This window comes from Pseudomonas abieticivorans (assembly GCF_023509015.1).
Classification (GTDB): Bacteria; Pseudomonadota; Gammaproteobacteria; order Pseudomonadales; family Pseudomonadaceae; genus Aquipseudomonas; species Aquipseudomonas abieticivorans.
In genome coordinates this window covers 4,732,619-4,751,698 of record NZ_CP094975.1, presented here as the reverse complement: position 1 = coordinate 4,751,698, position 19,080 = coordinate 4,732,619, and the positions used below count along the sequence as shown (strand labels likewise).

Below are 19,080 nucleotides of genomic sequence, written 5' to 3'. Positions count from 1 at the left end.
AGTGGGTTAACAAGCGTTTGAACCAACCCGCTTGAAACCGGCCATACTTAGGCTATTGCAACCGTTCAGGAGAGCTTCTCATGCCCTACCACCATATTCTGGTCGCCGTGGACCTAACAGAAGAATGCGACCCGGTGATCCACCGTGCTCGCGAACTGTCAGTCAGTAATGAAGCCAAGCTGTCCCTGATCCACATCGTCGAACCCATCGCCATGGCGTTTGGCGGCGACGTGCCGATGGACCTCTCGCAACTGCAGCAACAACAACTGGACCAAGCCAAGGAACGCCTTGAGCGCCTGATCGCCAAATACCCTGAGCTGAGCAAAGACAACTGCCACCTGACCTACGGCCAGCCCAAGCAGGAAATCCATGGCCTGGCCAAGGATCAGGGTTGCGATCTGGTAGTGGTCGGCAGCCATGCCCGCCACGGCCTGGCCCTGCTGCTGGGCTCCACCTCCAACGACGTGCTGCATGGCGCGCCATGTGACGTGCTGGCCGTGCGCCTGAAAAAGGTCGAAAACTAAAAAGCTGCACGCCACAAGCTAAAAAGCTGCAAGTGGGCGCACACGCCCAACTTGCAGCTTTCAGCTTGACGCTCGCAACCGATCTTAGGCGTCCAACTCAGCCCAACGCTCCACCATGCCGTCGAGCTTGGCCTGGGCCTGCTCCAGTTCGGCGATCACCGCAGCCGTTTCTGTTGCCGGGCGCTGGTAAAAGCCGCCATCAGCCATCTGCGCTTGCAGGCTGGCAATCTTCTGCTCCTGAGCATCGATTTCGCCCGGCAGGGCTTCCAGCTCGCGCTGCAGCTTGTAGCTGAGCTTCTTTTTGGCAGGCTCTGCCACCGGTGCCGGCGTGGCTGCAGGCGCGACCACCGCACTGTTGAGCTCAGCCTTGCCCGATTTGTTCTCGGTCACGCCCAGCAGTTTTGGCGAGCCGCCCTGGCGAATCCAGTCCTGGTAGCCGCCGACGTACTCACGCACCTTGCCATCGCCTTCGAACACCAGGGTACTGGTGACCACGTTGTCGAGGAATGCCCGGTCGTGGCTGACCATCAACACGGTGCCCTTGAAGCTGGACAGCACTTCTTCGAGCAGCTCCAACGTTTCCACGTCCAGGTCGTTGGTCGGTTCGTCGAGCACCAGCAGGTTGGCCGGCTTGCTGAACAACTTGGCCAGCAGCAAGCGCGCACGCTCGCCACCCGACAGCGCCTTGACCGGCGTGCGGGCACGCTGCGGGCTGAACAGGAAGTCGCCCAGGTAGCTCAGCACGTGGCGGCTCTGGCCGTCGATCTCGATGAAATCGCGACCCTCGGCCAGGTTGTCGATCACGGTTTTTTCCAGGTTCAACTGGTGGCGCAACTGGTCGAAGTAAGCCACTTCCAGGCGCGTGCCCGACTCAACCTTGCCGCTGCTGGCCTCAAGATCGCCCAGCATCAGCTTGAGCAAGGTGGTCTTGCCGGTACCGTTGGCACCCAGCAGGCCGATACGGTCCTCGCGCTGCAGCACCATGCTGAAGTCCTTGACCAGGAACGGGCCGCCCGGGTGGGCAAAGCTGACGTTCTCGATGACCATGACCTGCTTGCCGGATTTCTCCGCGGTGTCGAGCTGGATGTTCGCCTTGCCGGTGCGCTCGCGGCGCTCGCTGCGCTCCACGCGCAACTCCTTCAGGGCGCGCACGCGGCCTTCGTTACGGGTACGGCGGGCCTTGATGCCCTGGCGGATCCACACTTCTTCCTGGGCCAGGCGCTTGTCGAACAGCGCGTTGGCGGTTTCTTCGGCCGCCAGTGCCGCTTCCTTGTGCACCAGGAAGCTGGCGTAGTCGCCGTTCCAGTCGATCAGGCCGCCGCGGTCCAATTCCAGGATGCGCGTGGCCAGGTTCTGCAGGAAGGAGCGGTCGTGGGTGATGAACAGCACGGCGCCGCCGAAATTGCTCAGGGCCTCTTCCAGCCAGGCAATTGCACCGATATCCAGGTGGTTGGTGGGCTCGTCGAGCAGCAGCAAGTCGGGCTCGGACACCAGTGCCTGGGCCAGCAGCACACGGCGGCGCCAGCCACCGGACAGTTCGGCCAGGGTCTTGTCGGCCGGCAGTTGCAGGCGGCTCAGGGTGCTGTCGACCAATTGCTGCAGGCGCCAGCCGTCGCGGGCCTCGAGGTCCGACTGCACGTGCATCAGCTTGGTCAGGTCTTCGTCGGTGACGATGTTCTGGCTCAGGTGATGATATTCGGCCAACAGCGCGCCGACACCGTCCAGGCCTTCGGCGACCACGTCGAACACCGTGCGGCCATCGGCCGTGGGCAGCTCTTGCGGCAACTCGCCGATCTTCAGGCCCGGGGCTCGCCAAACGTCGCCTTCATCGGGCTTCTGGTCACCCTTGACCAGGCGCAACATACTGGACTTGCCAGTGCCGTTGCGGCCGATGATGCAGACCCGCTCTCCACGGGCGATCTGCCAGGACACTTTGTCCAACAACGGCATCGCGCCGAAAGCGAGGGACACATCGCTTAATTTGAGCAGGGTCATGTATTTCTCCAAAAACCGGGCGCGCATTCTACCTGACTCTCGCGCCAATCACAGTAAATGCCGCTGGCCGGGTGATTCAGCCTCGTTCACACGCAGATACAAGCACAATGCTTTCATCGCACACCCCCAACCGGCTAAGCTAGGGTCATCATCAGTGCGGGCCTTACCGCACTCGTCACGTTTCATCTGCCCGGAAGTCTCATGCGCAGTCGCCTGTTCAGCCTTGTATCCTGCCTGCTTCTCTGCGCGTCGACCGTCGGGTCCGTTCAGGCCACCGACCTCACCACCCAGCGTCAGTATTACGACGAAGCCAAGCGTGCGTTGGCCAAGGGCGACTCGGGCCCCTACTTTCGCTACGCCCCGGCCCTCGCCGATTACCCGCTGGAGCCGTACCTGGCCTACGACGAACTCACCGCCCGGCTGAAAACCGCCAGCAACGACGAGATCGAGAAATTCCTCGCCCAGCACGGTGACCTGCCCCAGGCCAACTGGATGAAATTGCGCTGGTTGCGCTGGCTGGCCGACCGCGGCGACTGGGCCACCTTCGTCAAGTACTACGACCCCAAGCTCAATTTCACTGAACTGGACTGCCTGAACGGCCAGTATCAACTCAGCCATGACTTGCGCGCCGAAGGCTACGCCAACACCGAAAAACTCTGGCTCACCGGCAAGACCCAGCCGGCGGCGTGCGACGCCCTGTTCGACCTGTGGGCCTCCCAGGGCCAGTTAACCGAGCAAAAACGCTGGCAGCGCACCAAGCTGGCGGTGCAGGCCCGCAACTATCCACTGGCCAACGCCCTGGTCAAGACCCTCACCACCCTGGCGCCTGAAGGCCGCCTGCTGGTGGACGTCGGGCAGAAGCCCGACCTGCTGAGCGACCCCTCGCGCTTTCTGCCGGCCGATGAAGCCATGTCCGACGTGGTTAGCCTGGGCTTGCGCCGCCTGGCCAAGCAAGACCCGGACAAGGCGATGCAGATGCTCGACGGCTATGCCAGCAGCATGCACTTTTCCAGTGAAGAAAAGGTGGCCATCGCTCGCGAGATCGGCCTGACCCTGGCGCGTAACTATGACCCTCGCGCCCTGGACCTGATGACCCGCTACGACCCGCAGCTGCGCGACAACACCGTGACCGAGTGGCGCCTGCGCCTGTTGTTGCGCCTGGCACGCTGGGAAGAGGCCTACGAGCTGAGCCAACGCTTGCCAGCGGACCTGGCCACCACCAACCGCTGGAAATACTGGCAGGCCCGCAGCCTGGAATTGGCCCAGCCGCAAAACCCGCTGGTGCCCCAGCTGTACCGCAACGTGGCACGCGAGCGTGACTTCTATGGTTTCCTGGCCGCCGACCGCACGCAGGCGCCGTACCAGCTCACCAACAAGCCTCTTGTGCTCACCCAGGCGCTGATCAATAAGGTGCGCAACACCCCGGGCATCCGCCGCGCCCTGGAGCTGCATGCCCGCGGGCAGATCGTCGATGGCCGCCGCGAGTGGTACCACGTGAGCCGCCTGTTCAGCCGCGATGAAATGGTCGCCCAGGCCAAGCTTGCCTACGACCTGCAGTGGTACTTCCCGGCAATCCGCACCATCAGCCAGGCGCAGTACTGGGACGACCTGGACATCCGTTTCCCGATGGCCCACCGCGACGCGCTGGTGCGCGAGGCTGCCAACCGTGGCGTGCATTCGAGCTGGGTGTTCGCCATCACCCGCCAGGAAAGTGCTTTCATGGACGACGCCCGCTCCGGCGCCGGCGCCATGGGCCTGATGCAACTGATGCCGGGCACTGCCAAGGAAACCGCACGCAAATTCAGCATCCCGCTGGCATCGCCACAGCAGGCCATCGACCCGGACAAAAACATCCAGCTGGGCGCCGCCTACCTGAGCCAGGTGCAAAGCCAGTTCAATGGCAATCGCGTGCTTGCCACCGCCGCTTACAACGCCGGCCCAGGCCGCGTTCGGCAATGGCTGAGGGGCGCCAACCACTTGAGTTTCGACGTGTGGGTAGAATCGATCCCATTCGATGAAACCCGCCAGTACGTGCAGAACGTGCTGTCGTATGCGGTGATCTACGGGCAAAAGCTCAACACGCCGCAGCCGATCGTCGATTGGCACGAGCGTTTCTTCGACGATCAGTAATCAGGACGCTTTTGTGTGTGGGGGGCCATGCTCCCCACGCGCTATTCGAGGATCGTGACGGGCATCCCTACCGCTACCTGCCCAACCCCATCATTCACCAGGTTTTGCCCGAACATGATTTCACCGCCTTGTTCGCGATAGGTCTTGAGCGTGGTCAGCGGCTCGCGGTCTTCACTGCGCACGCCGGTTTGCGGGTCGATGGTGGTCAGGATGCAACGCGAACACGGCTTGACCACGCGAAACTCCACCTCGCCGATGCGGATGCGCTTCCAGCCATCCTCGGCAAAGGCTTCGCTGCCTTCCACTACCAGGTTGGGCCGAAAGCGCAGCATTTCCAAGGGCCACCCCACGCGCGCGGACAAGTCGTCCAGCGAGGCCTGGCCAATCAATAGAATCGGAAAACCATCGGCAAAGCCGACTTTATCGGTGTCCAGGCCATAGCCTGATTGGGTGCTGCGCGCACGCTCGGTCGGCACCTGTACCAGGCGCGTGGGCTTGCCAATGAATTCAGTCACCCAGGCTGCGGCTGCATCGCCGGCGTCGGGCACCCGCAGGGTGTCACGCCACACCGTGACGCCACGCAACGGGGCATCCGGGCCGGGCACCGCGACGTTCAACTCGGGCAAGCCAGGGCCGTTCAGCACCAGCCCCTGCTCGCCGCGGCAGGCCGCCGATAGCTGGCTCATGTGCGGCAAGGCACGCTGGGTCAGGAAGCGCCCACTGCTCTCCTCTACCAACATCCAGCGACGATCGCCTGCCAACCCCAGCACATCGAGTGCCGACGCTTGCAACGGTTCGGCGATCGCCGACTTGATCGGGTATCGGTAAAGCGCACTGAGACGCAGCATGGCCAGCTCCCTTGGTAGAAAGCTGCCAGCTTATACAAAGCCTGCACCGCGGGCCACGGCCCAATTCAGCTGAGGCCCTGCATCAACCGCTCGCGCACAACGTCCACCAGCTTGTCGGGCTGGAACTTGGACAGGAAGTTATCGCACCCCACCTTCTTGACCATCGACTCGTTGAAGCTACCCGACAGCGAGGTATGCAGCACCACGTAGAGGCCACGCAGGCGCAGGTCGTTGCGAATCTCGGTGGTCAGCCGGTAACCGTCCATCTCCGGCATCTCGGCGTCGGTGAACACCATCAGCAACTTCTCGGTCAGCACCTCACCGGCATCGGCCCAGGCCTTGAGCATGTTCAGCGCCTTCAGGCCGTCGCTGGCCACGTGCATCTTCACGCCCAACTGGGACAGGGTGTCGCGCAATTGGCTGAGCGCCACCGTGGAGTCGTCCACCAGCAGCACCTCCCGGCCGCGTGCCCGTGCCAGCACCGGGTCTTCCAACTTGTCGCGGGAAACCTTGGCGCTGTAGGGCACGATCTCGGCCAGCACCTTCTCCACGTCGATGATTTCGACCAACTGGTCGTCGACCTTGCTGATGGCCGTCAGGTAGTGCTGGCGACCGGCGCTGGCCGGCGGCGGCAGGATCGCCTCCCAGTTCATGTTGACGATGCGGTCCACGCCACCCACCAGGAACGCCTGCACCGAACGGTTGTATTCGGTGACAATGATGGTGCTATTGGGCCCTGGTTGCAGGGGCCGCATGCCAATGGCCTGGGACAGGTCGATCACCGGCAAGGTCTGCCCGCGTAAATTGACCACACCACACACGTAGGCGTGGCGTTGCGGCATCAGGGTCAGCTTGGGCAGCTGCAACACTTCCTGCACCTTGAACACGTTGATGGCAAACAACTGCCGCCCGGCCAGGCGGAACATCAGGATTTCAAGGCGGTTCTCACCCACAAGTTGCGTTCGTTGGTCTACCGTGTCGAGAATGCCAGCCATTAAAAGCTCCAGGGCCTGATCGTGTGAGGGACATGTGAGGGACTTGTTACCCATATCGGCCGCTGCCGGCGGATCTTGACTGCGACAAATTACCGACAGATGGCATTGATGTCACAATAACATCATGGTTAACTGAAAGCGTGATGTAGCCGTTACTTCCAGATACAAAATCAACCAAAACACTCCCCCTTTATCAGGGAATCCCCTAGAGGCAATCGGGATTAACCTGATTTTCGCGATATCCAATAGCCATTAATGTGACGCCATTCTCATTGCATGAATGGAATCTGGCGCATTCAGATTGGCTAACTACCCATTTCGTTACCCGTGTAGACGGGCATGGTTGGGGCCGCCAAGCTGGCTATCGCGCTTTAATGTGCCACGGCAGATACCTGCCCGCATCTCTCGGCCATGCTTGTTGATCGAACTGAACGGACGCTCACCCGAAACGCGTGAGTACACGGAGTCCGCACGGAGTTGTGGGGTAATGAAATGATGAATTCCAACCAATGGCCAGGCGCACTGCCCGACTTCCTCGACCAGGCGCAGACCTTGCTGTGCAAGTTGCAGGAGTGCCTCAGCCACCTGGAACTGATCTGCAACGATCAGGACGCGGCTGATTGCCTGCTCAACACGCTGGGCACGCTCTCGGCCCAAGCGCAGTGCCGGTCGCAGCCCGAGATCGCTGCCTTCTGCCACCAGGTCGAACACTTGCTACGCCTGGCGCAACCGCGCAATCGGTTGCAAGGCGAAACCCTGGGTGCGCTGCATCAGTGCCTGACCCTGCTGGCCTGGCAAGTTGAACTGATCGACCCGTGCACCGGCCAGTTGTGCCTGGATGACGATGAGCAAAACACCTTGGTGCAGGCCTTGGCCGCCTGCATCGAAACCGAAGGCGCGCAACGCCTGCGAGTGCTCGGTTCGAGAGCTTCGCAGGACGGCTACAATCAAGCCATTTGAGCTGCCGGGTCGTCAATCTCGCCGTGCAACTCTAAAAAAAGTTTCACGCCCGCGCTCCCATTACTCAGCATTTCGCTTAAGCGTTATCAGTAATTCCCTTAGGTACAAGTGCTGTTCCGTTACTGTAACTTTGGCTTTACATAAAGTTGCCGAATCGACACAAATGCCCCATTCCTGTGCACTTGCAACGCTCAATGAGCAACGCTTGGCCGAAGCATTCAATGATGGCCATAAGCAATCATCGGTAAATGGAACAAACGTTCCATGGCGCAACATACGCCCACAAACGGCCCTGCGTTTACAGGCGACCCCTCGCCTGCAAAGTGTTACCCTATGCTGACCAAACCTAACATTGGCTGGACGCCACCCCACCTGGTACGTGTCATTGACGGCGCAGTACTTGCCTTTATTCGTGGGCGTGGGAATTGCCAAAGTTGAGTTTTAAACGAGCTGGATATTTATCGATGATGCGGTGGATTACATCGCGCCCAGCGCTTGTACATTTTTTTACATACACCTTTACCGGTCACTCCAGCGAACATCCATTGGCTCCATTCTCTATGTCTGCCAGTTTCAAGAAACACAAGGTTTGGCCACTGGGCACACAACACATCAGTTGGCTAAGCCTGGCGCTGTGCATTGTTTCACTGCTGGGCAACCTGGCCGTTTATTTCAGTGCTGTCGCGCTGCCATTGCCGCTGTTGCTGCTTAACGTGGCGGCCATGTACGGCGTCTGGCACCAGCACCGGCATTGGCGCCAAGCCATCAGCTTCCAGCCTCAGGAGCTGGCCGACCGCTTGCTCGAGGTGCAGGAAAACGAACGTCACCGCCTGAGCCGCGAACTGCACGACGACATCGGCCAGTTGCTGACCGCCGCGAAAATGCAGGCCGACTGGCTGCAGCGCCGTCAGCCCGAAGAGCTGCAGGGGCACTTCGGCACCTTGAACGAAACACTCGACGAAACCCTGGCCAAGGTGCGCGATGTCTCGGCCATCCTCAACCCCCGCCAACTGAGCAGCCTGGGGCTGGAGGCGAGCCTGCGCGCGCACCTGCTGCGCACCCTGGAAAATACCCCGCTGCACTGGAGCCTGGAATGCCATCAGCGGCTGACCGGGCTGCCCGAGGAAATGGCCGTGGCGGCCTTTCGCATCGTCCAGGAGGCGGTGACCAACGTGCTGCGCCACGCCCAGGCACAGAACCTGCTGGTCCGCGTGCAACGCCTGCAGGAAGGCCTGTCGCTGTATATTTCCGATGATGGCGCAGGGTTCACCGTTGCCGCCAACCCGGCACACGCCGGCCAGCGCGGTACCAGTGGCATGCATGAGCGCGCGGCTTTGCTGGGCGGGCACTTGAGCATCAGCAGCCAGCCTGGCCACGGCACTCAAATTGAAGCACTCTTTCCATGGGCACCACGCGCCCTGGAAAGGGCCAAACTTAGCAAAGGCCTATGATCTGCAACTTACTTCTTGTAGATGATCATTCACTGATCAGAGCGGGCGTGCGCGCCCTGGTATCGGACATCCCCGGGTACGCGGTGATCGGCGAAGCCAGTGATGGCTCGCAGCTGTTAACCATGGTTCAACGGCTGGACCCCGATATCATCCTGCTGGACATCTCCATGAAAGACACCGGCGGCCTCGAAGCCTTGGGCCACCTGCAGCAGATTCGCCCACGCAGCAAGGTGTTGATCCTGTCGATGCACACCGACCCTGCGCTGATCATGCAAGCGCTGGAAATGGGCGCGCACGGCTACCTGCTCAAGGACACCACGGCGATCGAGTTGGAGCAGGCGCTGGACGCACTGCGCAGCAACGAACGCTACCTGAGCCCGGCGATCGCCCACACGGTGATCAACCAGGCGCTGGTTCGCGCGCAAGGCAGCAAGGCCGATGCCGTCGACAATCACAACCTCACCGCACGGCAGCTGGAAATCCTGCGGTTGATCGTGCGCGGCAAATCCACCCGCGAGATCGCCAACGGATTGGGGCTGAGCATCAAGACCGTGGAAACCCACCGCTCGCAGATCATGAAACGCTTGCAGATCTTTGACGTGGCGGGGCTGGTCCTGTTCGCCGTGCGCGAGCGCATCATCAGCCTTGATGACTGAGCAACGGCGAGTGGGCCGGCAAATGCACGTTCAGCGCCCCAGGCCGGGCGCTGAAGCGCAAGTCGGCGCCGGTCAACGGCTCCCCGTCCAGGTTGATGTCCAGGCCTTCGGCGCTCTTGATCTCGACCCACGGCAGGCGCGCGCGCACGAACATATTGTCCAGGCCCAGCCCCCCGGCCAGCAGGTCTTTCAAGGTACTCACCACTTCGGTTGGCGCCGGCAGGATACTCAAGTCCAGCAAGCCATCATCGGCAAACGCCTGCGGGCACAGCACATGCCCGCCGCCGGCCTGGCGACCGTTGCCAATGCCCAGCGCCAGCAACTGCCCTTCCCACTGGAAGTCCGGCCCGTGCAGGCTGACAAAGGCTGGCTCCAGCTCGCTGAAGCGTGACAGCCCGGTAAACAGGTAGGCCGCGCCACCCAACACCTTCTTCAAGTCTTCGGAGGTGCTGGCCGTGACCTGGCTGCCAAAGCCCCCCGTGGCCATGTTCAGGAACAACTGCCCGCCCACCTCGCCCAGGTCGATGGCCCGCGGTGCCACCTCCAGCAACCCGAGCGCGGCCAGAGGCTCCAGGGGTACGCCGGCGGCCCGGGCAAAATCATTGGCCGTGCCCAGCGGCATCAGGACCAGGCTGGCACTGCTTTGTGCCTGTGCCAATGCCTCGGCGATATCGCGCAAGGTGCCATCACCCCCACCGGCAATGATGGTCTGGTAACCGGCTGCCAACGCCTCGATGACCAGGCGCTGCGCATCGCCGGCTTCCCAGGTCAGGCGCACCGCCAAATCCCAGCCCGCCTCGCGTTGCGCCTTCACGGCTTCCCGCACGGTGTCGTTGAGCGCCTGCTTGCCGTGCAAAATCAAAAGTGCCTTGCGCTCGCCCATGTGTTTACCCCAGGTAGTTAGTGACCAAACCCCTATAGACCGCTCACTCTCCGAAAAAGCCAGCCGAAAGTCCGCACTCGTAAAAATATTATTTTTTGTCAGCGCATTCGCTTCCAGTTGTTTCATGAGCTTTACTTGGGATATGCCGTTCATCGGAGGTAAAACCATGCTGCAGGCTGGCATTTTTGCGCTGGCCAACCGTCCTTTTCATCTAAATATGTGCATTTGCCATCACCGCCTATACACAACTCGACAAAAATTTGCCACCATGGACGGAACGAGCGCAAAAAAGTCATGTTTTTGACTTTTACTGGATCAAAGTCTGCCGCAATGCTTTGCAGTGGCCACGGGTTCGTGGTCTGGAGGGAGGGGTCTTATGCGCTTGCAACCCGTGGACAGCTTGCTGCTCACACGGCCGAGTATGGTCGAGTATTTTTTGTTCGTCATACGCCTGGTGCATGGCCTGACCGCCATTTTGCCGGGGCTGCTGATCCTTTCCATCGGCCAGATCACCGAACCGACCCTGCTGAAGAACTACCTGGCGGTGTTGATTTTCTTCGGCTTCATCAGCGTGCTGATTTTCCAGGCATTGGGCGTCTACGCCGAATCGATCTTCAGTAACCGCCTGCGCTTTCAAATCACCTTCTTTGCCTGGTCCTCGGCCTTCTGCCTGCTGCTGTTCATGCACCGCGCGCTGCAGATGTTCGACACCATTTCCAACACCGAGTTGATCATCTGGTTTTTCGGCAGTTTCCTTTTGCTGGGCATCGAACGGATGATCTTGCTGACCGTGTTCCAGCAACTGATGCAGCGCGGCGTGTTCCTGCAGAACTCGGTGATCCTGGGCGCGACCGAGAACGGCCAGCGCCTGGCCGAGTACTTGCTGCAACACCAGGACATTCGCTCCGGGGTCATCGGCTTTATCGACGACCGCATCGGCCGCCTGCCCAAAACCCTGCTCAACCTGCCCCTGCTTGGCAACTCGCGGGACCTGGAGCAACTGATCCGCGACGAGAAAGTCACCCAGGTGCTGGTGGCCCTGCCTTGGTCTGCGGAAAACCGCATGGACTACATCATCCGCGAGCTGCGCCGCCTGCCGGTAAATGTGTTGCTGGTGCCGGACATGATCGCTTTCCGCCATTCGCACAACCGCATCACCGAAGTCGCCAACCTGCCGATGTTCAACGCCTCCGAAGTGCCGTTGCGCGGCTGGTCGCCGTTTTTCAAGCGGGTGGAAGACATGGTCATCTCCTTTTTCGCCCTGGTGCTGCTGTCGCCGATCATGCTGCTGGTGGCCCTGGCGATCAAGATCGACTCCCCTGGCAGCGTGCTGTTCAAGCAAAAACGCTATGGCTACAACAACCGCCTGATCGAGGTGTACAAGTTCCGCTCGATGCACCAGCACCAGGCCGATGCCAACGCCGACAAGCAGACCACCCGCGGTGATTCGCGCATTACCCGGGTGGGACGCTTCATTCGCAAGACCAGCCTGGACGAGCTGCCGCAACTGTTCAATGTGTTCGGCGGCAGCATGTCGATGGTTGGCCCACGCCCCCACGCCACGGCCACCAAGGCTGCCGGCATCCTGTTCGAGGAAGCGGTCAAGGAGTACACCTCCCGCCACCGGGTCAAGCCAGGCATCACGGGGCTGGCGCAGATTAACGGCTATCGCGGCGAAACCGACACCCTGGAAAAAATCGAGAAGCGCGTCGAGTTCGACCTGGAATACATCGAGAACTGGTCGGTCTGGTTTGACCTTTACATCCTCTTGCGCACTGTCCCGGCAGTGCTTTTGACCCGCGAGGTTTACTGAAATGGGCACCCTCATCCCTTGCATCATCGCTGGCGGTGCCGGCACACGCCTGTGGCCGGTTTCACGCGAGGCCATGCCCAAGCCGTTCATGCGCCTGCCCGACGGCGAGAGCCTTTTGCAGAAGACGTTTCTGCGTGCCGCAGGCCTTGACGACGTTGACCGCCTGCTGACCGTGACCAACCGGGAAGTGTTTTTCCGCACCCTGGACGACTACCGCCTGCTGAACAAAGGCCGTGCGGCATTGGACTTCATTCTCGAGCCCTTCGGCCGCAATACCGCCCCGGCCATCGCCGCCGCCGCGCTGCACGTGGCCAAGCTCTATGGCGAGGATGCACAACTGCTGGTGATGCCTGCCGACCAACTGGTGCAGGACGTCGAGGCGTTCAAAGCCGCCGTGGCCTCTGCGCGCGAGTTGGCCGAACAGGGCTGGCTGGTGACCTTTGGCATCGTGCCCACCAGCGCCGAAACCGGCTTTGGTTATATCCAGAAGGGCCAGGCGCTGAACAACGGCGGTTACCAGGTAGCCCGTTTCGTCGAAAAGCCGGACGCCCCCACCGCCAAGCAATACCTGGAGGGCGGCCTGCACTTGTGGAATGCCGGCATGTTCTGCATGCGCGTGGACGCCGTGCTGCGCGAACTGGAAACCCACGCCCCGGAGGTGTTGGCCAGCGTGGCCACCTGCCTTGCAAGCAGCCACAAGAAGGATGGCAACAAGGAGCTGCAACTGGAACTGGACAGCACCACCTTCGCCCTGGCCCCGGACATTTCCGTGGACTACGCGCTGATGGAGCGCTCACAGAAGGTCGCGGTCATCCCCTGCTCCCTGGGCTGGAGCGACATCGGTTCGTGGCAGGCAGTCCGTGCCCTGAGCCCCGCCGACGCCCAGGGTAACCAGTGCAACGGCGAAACCGTGCTGCATGACGTCAGCAACTGCTACATCGACTCGCCCAAGCGCCTGGTGGGCGGCGTGGGCCTGGACAACCTGATCATTATCGACACCCCCGACGCGCTGCTGATCGCCGACTCTGCGCGCAGCCAGGAAGTGAAATACATCGCCCAGGAGCTCAAGCGCCAAGGCCACGACGCCTATCGCCTGCACCGCACCGTCACGCGCCCCTGGGGCACCTACACGGTGTTGGAGGAAGGCAAGCGCTTCAAGATCAAGCGCATCGTGGTTCGCCCCCAGGCCTCGCTGTCACTGCAGATGCACCATCACCGCAGCGAGCACTGGATCGTGGTCAGCGGCATGGCCATGGTCACCAATGGCGAAAACGAATTCTTGCTGGACACCAACGAATCCACCTTCATCAAGCCCGGCCGCACGCACCGCCTGGTCAACCCCGGGGTCATCGACCTGGTGATGATCGAAGTGCAGAGCGGCGAGTACTTGGGCGAGGATGACATCGTCCGCTTTACCGACATCTATGGAAGGGTGCCTGAGCCTGTTAAATCCTGACGCGCTCCACCAACCGCCATTAACGCCCGACCCCGTGATTTCAGGGAGCTGTAACCATGCACGACAGGAAGACCGCCCAATGAAGAAAGTCCTGCTGATCCTAGGTTTTATCATGCTGGGTGCCTGCAGCAATGCGTCCAAGGTGCAGTTGCCCGACAACGATCAACTCAAGGCCGCCCATGAGGCTGGCAGCGCATTGGCCGGTAAGCCCTTGCCCCCCCAATTGATCCGCCCGGGCGACACTTTGCGTATCGTGCGCAATACCGGTGAAGCGCCGTCGATCTCGGCGTTCACCGCCAACACCATTTATGAACTGACGCTGTTCCAGGTGCAGAACGACGGGAGCTTCTCCTACCCCTACATCGGCCAGATCAAGGCCGCCGGGTTGACCACCGAGCAACTGACGACGGTGCTGGAGAGCAAACTGCAAACCATCTACCGGGAAACCGCGCTGACCATCAACATCAACGCGGCGCCCGGCAACAACGTGTTCATCGGCGGCTCGGTGCGTAACCCCACCGCATTGTCGGTGAACGTGGCCACCACCCTGGAGCAGGCCATCATCGGCGCCGGTGGCGTGCTGTCCCAGGCCGACAGCCACAACGTCGCCCTGCTTCGCCAGGAACAGGACGGCCGCTACAAGACGTACTTTCTGGACTACGGCAATTTCATGCTGGCGGACGCCGGCCGGGGCCCGGTGCTGTTGCAGCGCGGTGATGTCGTGTTCGTGCCCAAATCCCATGTGGGGAACGGCATCGAATGGGTCGATTTGTACCTCAACCAGCTGATTCCGTTCTCGAAATCACTGGGCCTGGGTGCTACCTACGACTTGCGCTCCAACAACAACTGATCGTCAAGGACACCAGACATGATCAATATCCGTTCCTTCCGCGATCTGCTGCGCTTGTATTTCATCTTCAAGCGCGAGGTCAAAATCACGGTGCTGGCGACCTTCGTCATCATTCTGCTGGGCGCCTTCCTGCTGCCTAACCGGTATGAGTCCACCGCCCAATTGCTGGTCAAGCCAGGGCGTGACACCAGCACCCTGCCGATCGAGATTGCCGATCGCCAGGCGCTGGTGATCCCAAGCGCCCAGCGCGACCCGATCATCGACGAAGAAACCATGCTCAGTGGCCGCCCCATCACCCGCCTGGTGGCCGAGAAATACCTGGATGACCTGTCCCGCATCCCGCCGGAACAAGGCGCGCTTGCCTCGGTAAAAAACGCCGTCAAGGGTGCCATCGGCAGCATCATCGAGATTGGTCGCGGCTTTCTGCAGTTGGTCGGCCTGGTGGAAAAGGAAACACCGGTGGAGCGCTTGGCGGCAGACCTGGAAAAAGCCTTCAAGGTGACCCATGCCACGGGCTCGGCGGTGATGGAAATCAGCTTTGTGTGGAACGACCCAAAGGTCGCCCAAGCAGTGGTCAAGACCTGGATCGAACAGTATGAGGATGAACGCACCCGTACCTTGGGACGCAAAAGCCTGTACACCTTCTATGAAACCGAAAGCACGGCGACCCAGGCGCGTATCTTCGACTACAAGAAACAGATCCAGGCCAACCTCGACCAACTGGGCGCGGTGAGCATTGCCGACCGCCTGGCCGACGTGTCGCGCAACCTCAACGACCTCAAGGGCGAACACCTCAATACCCTGCGCTCGATTGCCTCGACCCAAAGCGGCCTGGACATCATCAAGCAGCAGCTCGTCGATCAACCCAAGGAAATCAGCATCGCCCGGGAAATCGCCCGCAACCCGGACCGCGAAGACCTGTCGCAACGCATCAATACCAAGCAGATCGAGCGCCAGGAACTGCTGCGCACGTTCAAGGATGACGCGCCGCCGGTACTGGCCATCAACACGGCGATCAGCAACCTGCAAGCCTTGATGAACGGCGAAGTCGCCACTGTGCAACGCTCGCAGAACATGGCGCCCAACCCGATCTACACACGCCTGCAAAACAGTTACGCCGACCAGAACGCCAGCCTCAGCCGCCTGAAAACCCAGGCCGCGCAGCAAGACACCCAACTGGCCAAACTGGAAAGCGACCGCCTGCAGGCCATGCACCTGGAGCCGGAGCTGTCGCGCCTGCAGCGTGAACTCGATGCCAGCGAGAAAAGCTTCGCCCTGTACAGCGACAGCCTGGAAAAAGCCCGCATCGACCGTGAGCTGGACAAGAGCCAGATCAGCAACATCGCGGTCATCGAGCAGGCAACCTTCAACCCCAGCCGCGTCTTCCCCAAAAGCCTGCTGATGTTGCTGTTTGCCATCCCGATCAGCCTGGCCGTGGGCCTGCTGGCCCTGTACTTCTTCTACCTGCTGGACCAGCGCATCCACGATGGCGACAAGATCGAGGAGCGTTTCGGGGTCAAGGTGTGGACCAGCCTGCAGGACCTCAGCCGCCAGCACCCGGACCGCATGAGCGCCTTCACCGCGAGCATGTACCGGTTATATGGCCTGTTGCCGCTCAAACAGGTTGGCATCTCGGGCTTGAGCATTGGCCTGACCTCGGCCCGCAAGGGCGAGGGCGTGAGCTTTGTCATCGAACACTTGCGCAACCTGCTGCAAGAGCGCGGCCATCAGGTGCGCATCGGTGGCGACGGCGCGGCCACCCCCGGCGAGATCGTGCTGCTGGACGCCAGCGGCTTTTTCTCGAACCAGGAGGCCTTCGTGACCCTGCACAACGCCGACCTGATCGCGCTGGTGGTAGAAGCCGAGAAGACCACGGTGCCGGTACTGGAAAACGCCCTGTCGATTTTGACCACGGCGTTCAAGCGGGTCGATGGCATCATCATCAACCGTCGTCGCTTTGAAATTCCCGACAAGGTGCTGAACTTCATGGCCCGGGCCCGGAGCAAAGCCTGATGCACATCGCCCTGCTGGCGCCCTTGCCTCCGGAAAAAAATGGCATCGCCGACTACGCCGGGCATCTGAAAAGTGCGCTCGAGCAACAGGGCGTGACCATCAGCACACCCTTGCTCGGCGTTGGCAACGACGTCGACAAGGCCCTGGAGCGGGTGGCGCAGTGGGACTGGCAAGGCATCGACCTGGTGCACGCCGAGATCGGTGGCGGGCGCCTGGCCGAGTTCAATGCCCTGCGCGAGTTGCGCAGGCGTTTCCCGGGTTTGCCAATCACTGCCACCGTGCACGACCCCGAACGCCTGGTATGGCGCCGGGCGCAATTGCCCTGGCCGCTGTCGATGGCCAGTGGCATGCCCTCCCCGGTCCCGCAGATTGCCACCGTGCTGGCCGACCCGCTGTGCTTGCACGAAGAACGCCAGTTGGCCCGCAGCCTGACCCGGCTGATCACCCTGACCCAGTCGGGCGGCCATGCCCTGCGCAAACGCATGGGCCTGCGCGAAGAACAAATGGCCGTGGTGCCCCACGGCAACTTGCTGATCCCACCCGCGCCTTTGCCGCCCTTGGAACCGTTGCGCCTGTTGTATTTCGGCTTCATCTACCGCGGCAAGGGGATCGAGGACCTGCTTGATGCCCTGACGCTGACCTTTGCCCAGCAGCCAGCCTTGCGCAGCACCATCCGATTGACCCTGGCCGGCGGCAGTGAACCGGAAATGGCCTTCGGCCCTTCCGGTGGCTACATCGGCCAACTGCGCCAACGCATTACCCAGGCAGGCTTGGAAGGCAACATCGACTGGCAGCTGGACCTGCCCGCTGCCGACATCGCCAAGGTCATCCAGGCGCATCACGTGATGGTGTTGCCGTACCGTGAATCGAGCAAGCTCAAATTGCTCGGCACCCAGCGCGGCACCAGCGGTGCTCTGTCTTGGGCGGTGGCCTGTGGGCGCGGGGCAATCACCTCCGACGCCCGCTCCTTCGCCGAAGAAGTGGCCGGTGGCAATGGGGTGATTTTTGCCCAAGGCAATGTCGCCGCGCTGGCCGCCGAGATCAGCCACCTGTGCGCCACCCCGGAGCTGGCCCAGCGCTGGTCCGAACACGCCAGCCTGATCGGCAGCCAGCGCGTCTGGCCACACACCGCAGAACGTTTCCTCAAGGTATTTGCAGCAGCATGCACGGAGCATTGAACATGTGGCGAAAACCGATCGTGTGGGTACCGTTACTGCTGGTCGCGGCGATCAGCGCCGCCAGCCTGCAATGGAGCACCAAGGCCGAGGCCCAGACCACCCTGCGCGGGCCGCGCGCGGTGGTCTGGAAAGACTTTCTGGGGGTCAACGCGCAGTTTCAGTATTACGACAGCAGCGTCTACAACAAGCAGATGGACAACCTCGACGCCCTGGGCCTGAACTGGGTACGGCTGACCACCCATTGGGCCATGCTGGAACCTGAACAAGCGGTGTACAACCTGACCGCGCTGGATGGTGCGATGACTGCCATGGCCAGCCACAAGTACAACATCCTGGCCTACATGGTCGGTTCGGCGCCCTTTGCCACCAGCGCGCCGGCCGGGGCCAGCAACACTGACCAATATCCGCCCAGCGATTTCAACGTGTATGCCGAACGCATGGTCATGCTTGCCAAACGCTACCCCCAGGTAGGTACTTGGCAAGTGTGGAATGAACCCAACATCATCTGGCGGCCCAAGGAAGATCCCGTGGCGTACGGCAACCTGCTGTTCACCACCGCCGACGCCATTCGTGCGGCACTGCCCGGCAAACCGGTGGCCACCGCAGGCATGGCCTACTACAGCCAGATGCGCAGCACCGACGGGCTGATGCTGTCGACCCTGCTGAGCCAAGGGCTGGCAAGCAAGAACATCATCGCCGCCTATCACCCCTACTCCGAATACCCCGAGGGCGACGACATCAGCGCCCAAGACTTCCTGACCCGGGCCAACTACCTCAACAGCGTGTTGCACGCCAAGGGCGTGCAGCAGGTATGGGCCACCGAATGGGGCTGGTCGAGCTACGCAGGCCCCGTGGAAATGCAAAAACTGATCGGTACCGACGGCCAGGCTGATTTCACCTTGCGCCGCCTGGCCATGATGAGTGCCATGGACTTCCAGCGCATCTTCCTGTTCAACCTGGCTGACCTGGATGCACGCGCCAGCCCGCGCGACCAGTACTACGGCCTGCTGGACCTGGACGGCAACCCGAAGCCGGTCTACAACGCGTTGCAAAACTTCCTCAAGGTGAGCGGCCCGCGCCTGGAGCCAGCCGATGGCCCGGCGCTGAGCGGCGCACCGGACGACCTGTTCAGCGTGGCCTGGACCCGCAACGACGGCACGCACTTGTGGCTGTTCTGGAGTGCCAGCGGCACATCGGTGACACTGCCCGGCGTGACGACTGCCGCGCTGTTCAATCCGCTGACCGGCAGCCGCAGCGACCTGGCCAATGAAAAAGGCATCAATGTGCCGGTCAAAAGCAGCCTGCAGATGCTGGTGTGGTAACGGAGT

The 19,080-nt window shown here is 61.5% G+C and carries 15 protein-coding genes; 11 read left to right on the top strand and 4 right to left on the bottom strand.

The genetic code is table 11. The features are described from left to right. Positions 1–80: 80 nt before the first annotated feature. Positions 81–524 (top strand): universal stress protein, encoded by a 444-nt coding sequence (locus L9B60_RS21755; protein WP_249673034.1) that lies wholly within the window; start codon positions 81–83, stop codon positions 522–524. 84 nt (positions 525–608) lie between these two features. Here the strand turns inward: L9B60_RS21755 and L9B60_RS21750 are convergent, their stop codons facing one another. After that, on the bottom strand, positions 609–2,519 hold the full coding sequence (locus tag L9B60_RS21750; RefSeq protein ID WP_249673033.1) for an ATP-binding cassette domain-containing protein: 1,911 nt from the start codon (positions 2,517–2,519) through the stop codon (positions 609–611). A gap of 201 nt (positions 2,520–2,720) precedes the next feature. Between L9B60_RS21750 and L9B60_RS21745 the strand changes: the two genes are divergently transcribed. Next, complete coding sequence (locus tag L9B60_RS21745; protein ID WP_249673032.1) at positions 2,721–4,649, top strand: transglycosylase SLT domain-containing protein; 1,929 nt, start codon at positions 2,721–2,723, stop codon at positions 4,647–4,649. Between the two features lie 41 nt (positions 4,650–4,690). On the opposite strand, the gene L9B60_RS21740 is transcribed toward L9B60_RS21745, so the two are convergent. Together L9B60_RS21740 and L9B60_RS21735 are read right to left on the bottom strand one after the other, a co-directional pair. Then, positions 4,691–5,497 (bottom strand): MOSC domain-containing protein, encoded by an 807-nt coding sequence (locus L9B60_RS21740; protein ID WP_249673031.1) that lies wholly within the window; start codon positions 5,495–5,497, stop codon positions 4,691–4,693. A 65-nt stretch (positions 5,498–5,562) separates the two neighbouring features. After that, positions 5,563–6,492 (bottom strand): chemotaxis protein CheV, encoded by a 930-nt coding sequence (locus tag L9B60_RS21735; protein ID WP_249673029.1) that lies wholly within the window; start codon positions 6,490–6,492, stop codon positions 5,563–5,565. Between the two features lie 492 nt (positions 6,493–6,984). Between L9B60_RS21735 and L9B60_RS21730 the strand changes: the two genes are divergently transcribed. From L9B60_RS21730 to L9B60_RS21720, 3 genes are all read left to right on the top strand, one after another. Then, positions 6,985–7,452, top strand: a complete 468-nt coding sequence (locus L9B60_RS21730) for a hypothetical protein (protein WP_249673028.1) — start codon at positions 6,985–6,987, stop codon at positions 7,450–7,452. Positions 7,453–8,012: 560 nt separating this feature from the next. Next, entirely contained in the window at positions 8,013–8,903 is an 891-nt protein-coding gene (locus L9B60_RS21725; protein ID WP_249673027.1) for a sensor histidine kinase, read from the top strand. Next, a complete protein-coding gene (locus L9B60_RS21720; protein WP_249673026.1) occupies positions 8,900–9,559 on the top strand; it encodes a response regulator in 660 nt (219 codons plus the stop codon). The genes L9B60_RS21725 and L9B60_RS21720 overlap by 4 nt, the downstream gene beginning before the upstream one ends. Here L9B60_RS21720 and yegS read toward each other — a convergent pair. Next, entirely contained in the window at positions 9,543–10,442 is a 900-nt protein-coding gene (gene yegS, locus L9B60_RS21715; protein ID WP_249673025.1) for a lipid kinase YegS, read from the bottom strand. The genes L9B60_RS21720 and yegS overlap by 17 nt on opposite strands. A gap of 376 nt (positions 10,443–10,818) precedes the next feature. Here yegS and L9B60_RS21710 point away from each other — a divergent pair, with 376 nt between their 5' ends. From L9B60_RS21710 to L9B60_RS21685, 6 genes are all read left to right on the top strand, one after another. Then, positions 10,819–12,255, top strand: a complete 1,437-nt coding sequence (locus L9B60_RS21710; RefSeq protein ID WP_249673024.1) for an undecaprenyl-phosphate glucose phosphotransferase — start codon at positions 10,819–10,821, stop codon at positions 12,253–12,255. Position 12,256: 1 nt separating this feature from the next. Continuing rightward, complete coding sequence (locus L9B60_RS21705; RefSeq protein WP_249673023.1) at positions 12,257–13,711, top strand: mannose-1-phosphate guanylyltransferase/mannose-6-phosphate isomerase; 1,455 nt, start codon at positions 12,257–12,259, stop codon at positions 13,709–13,711. Between the two features lie 79 nt (positions 13,712–13,790). Further along, positions 13,791–14,561: a polysaccharide biosynthesis/export family protein gene (locus L9B60_RS21700; protein ID WP_249673022.1), complete on the top strand. Its 771-nt coding sequence runs from the start codon at positions 13,791–13,793 to the stop codon at positions 14,559–14,561. An 18-nt stretch (positions 14,562–14,579) separates the two neighbouring features. Beyond that, a complete protein-coding gene (locus L9B60_RS21695; RefSeq protein WP_249673020.1) occupies positions 14,580–16,574 on the top strand; it encodes an exopolysaccharide transport family protein in 1,995 nt (664 codons plus the stop codon). After that, a complete protein-coding gene (locus L9B60_RS21690; protein ID WP_249673019.1) occupies positions 16,574–17,752 on the top strand; it encodes a glycosyltransferase in 1,179 nt (392 codons plus the stop codon). The genes L9B60_RS21695 and L9B60_RS21690 overlap by 1 nt, the downstream gene beginning before the upstream one ends. Positions 17,753–17,754: 2 nt before the next feature. Next, positions 17,755–19,074, top strand: a complete 1,320-nt coding sequence (locus L9B60_RS21685; RefSeq protein ID WP_249673018.1) for a beta-galactosidase — start codon at positions 17,755–17,757, stop codon at positions 19,072–19,074. The last annotated feature ends 6 nt before the right edge of the window (positions 19,075–19,080 follow it).

What these genes read in the sequence shown, in the direction of transcription:
- L9B60_RS21755 (WP_249673034.1), top strand. Translation starts at nt 81, where the DNA reads ATGCCCTACCACCATATTCTGGTCGCCGTGGACCTAACAGAAGAATGC.
- L9B60_RS21750 (WP_249673033.1), bottom strand. Translation starts at nt 2,519, where the DNA reads ATGACCCTGCTCAAATTAAGCGATGTGTCCCTCGCTTTCGGCGCGATG.
- L9B60_RS21745 (WP_249673032.1), top strand. Translation starts at nt 2,721, where the DNA reads ATGCGCAGTCGCCTGTTCAGCCTTGTATCCTGCCTGCTTCTCTGCGCG.
- L9B60_RS21740 (WP_249673031.1), bottom strand. Translation starts at nt 5,497, where the DNA reads ATGCTGCGTCTCAGTGCGCTTTACCGATACCCGATCAAGTCGGCGATC.
- L9B60_RS21735 (WP_249673029.1), bottom strand. Translation starts at nt 6,492, where the DNA reads ATGGCTGGCATTCTCGACACGGTAGACCAACGAACGCAACTTGTGGGT.
- L9B60_RS21730 (WP_249673028.1), top strand. Translation starts at nt 6,985, where the DNA reads ATGATGAATTCCAACCAATGGCCAGGCGCACTGCCCGACTTCCTCGAC.
- L9B60_RS21725 (WP_249673027.1), top strand. Translation starts at nt 8,013, where the DNA reads ATGTCTGCCAGTTTCAAGAAACACAAGGTTTGGCCACTGGGCACACAA.
- L9B60_RS21720 (WP_249673026.1), top strand. Translation starts at nt 8,900, where the DNA reads ATGATCTGCAACTTACTTCTTGTAGATGATCATTCACTGATCAGAGCG.
- yegS (WP_249673025.1), bottom strand. Translation starts at nt 10,442, where the DNA reads ATGGGCGAGCGCAAGGCACTTTTGATTTTGCACGGCAAGCAGGCGCTC.
- L9B60_RS21710 (WP_249673024.1), top strand. Translation starts at nt 10,819, where the DNA reads ATGCGCTTGCAACCCGTGGACAGCTTGCTGCTCACACGGCCGAGTATG.
- L9B60_RS21705 (WP_249673023.1), top strand. Translation starts at nt 12,257, where the DNA reads ATGGGCACCCTCATCCCTTGCATCATCGCTGGCGGTGCCGGCACACGC.
- L9B60_RS21700 (WP_249673022.1), top strand. Translation starts at nt 13,791, where the DNA reads ATGAAGAAAGTCCTGCTGATCCTAGGTTTTATCATGCTGGGTGCCTGC.
- L9B60_RS21695 (WP_249673020.1), top strand. Translation starts at nt 14,580, where the DNA reads ATGATCAATATCCGTTCCTTCCGCGATCTGCTGCGCTTGTATTTCATC.
- L9B60_RS21690 (WP_249673019.1), top strand. Translation starts at nt 16,574, where the DNA reads ATGCACATCGCCCTGCTGGCGCCCTTGCCTCCGGAAAAAAATGGCATC.
- L9B60_RS21685 (WP_249673018.1), top strand. Translation starts at nt 17,755, where the DNA reads ATGTGGCGAAAACCGATCGTGTGGGTACCGTTACTGCTGGTCGCGGCG.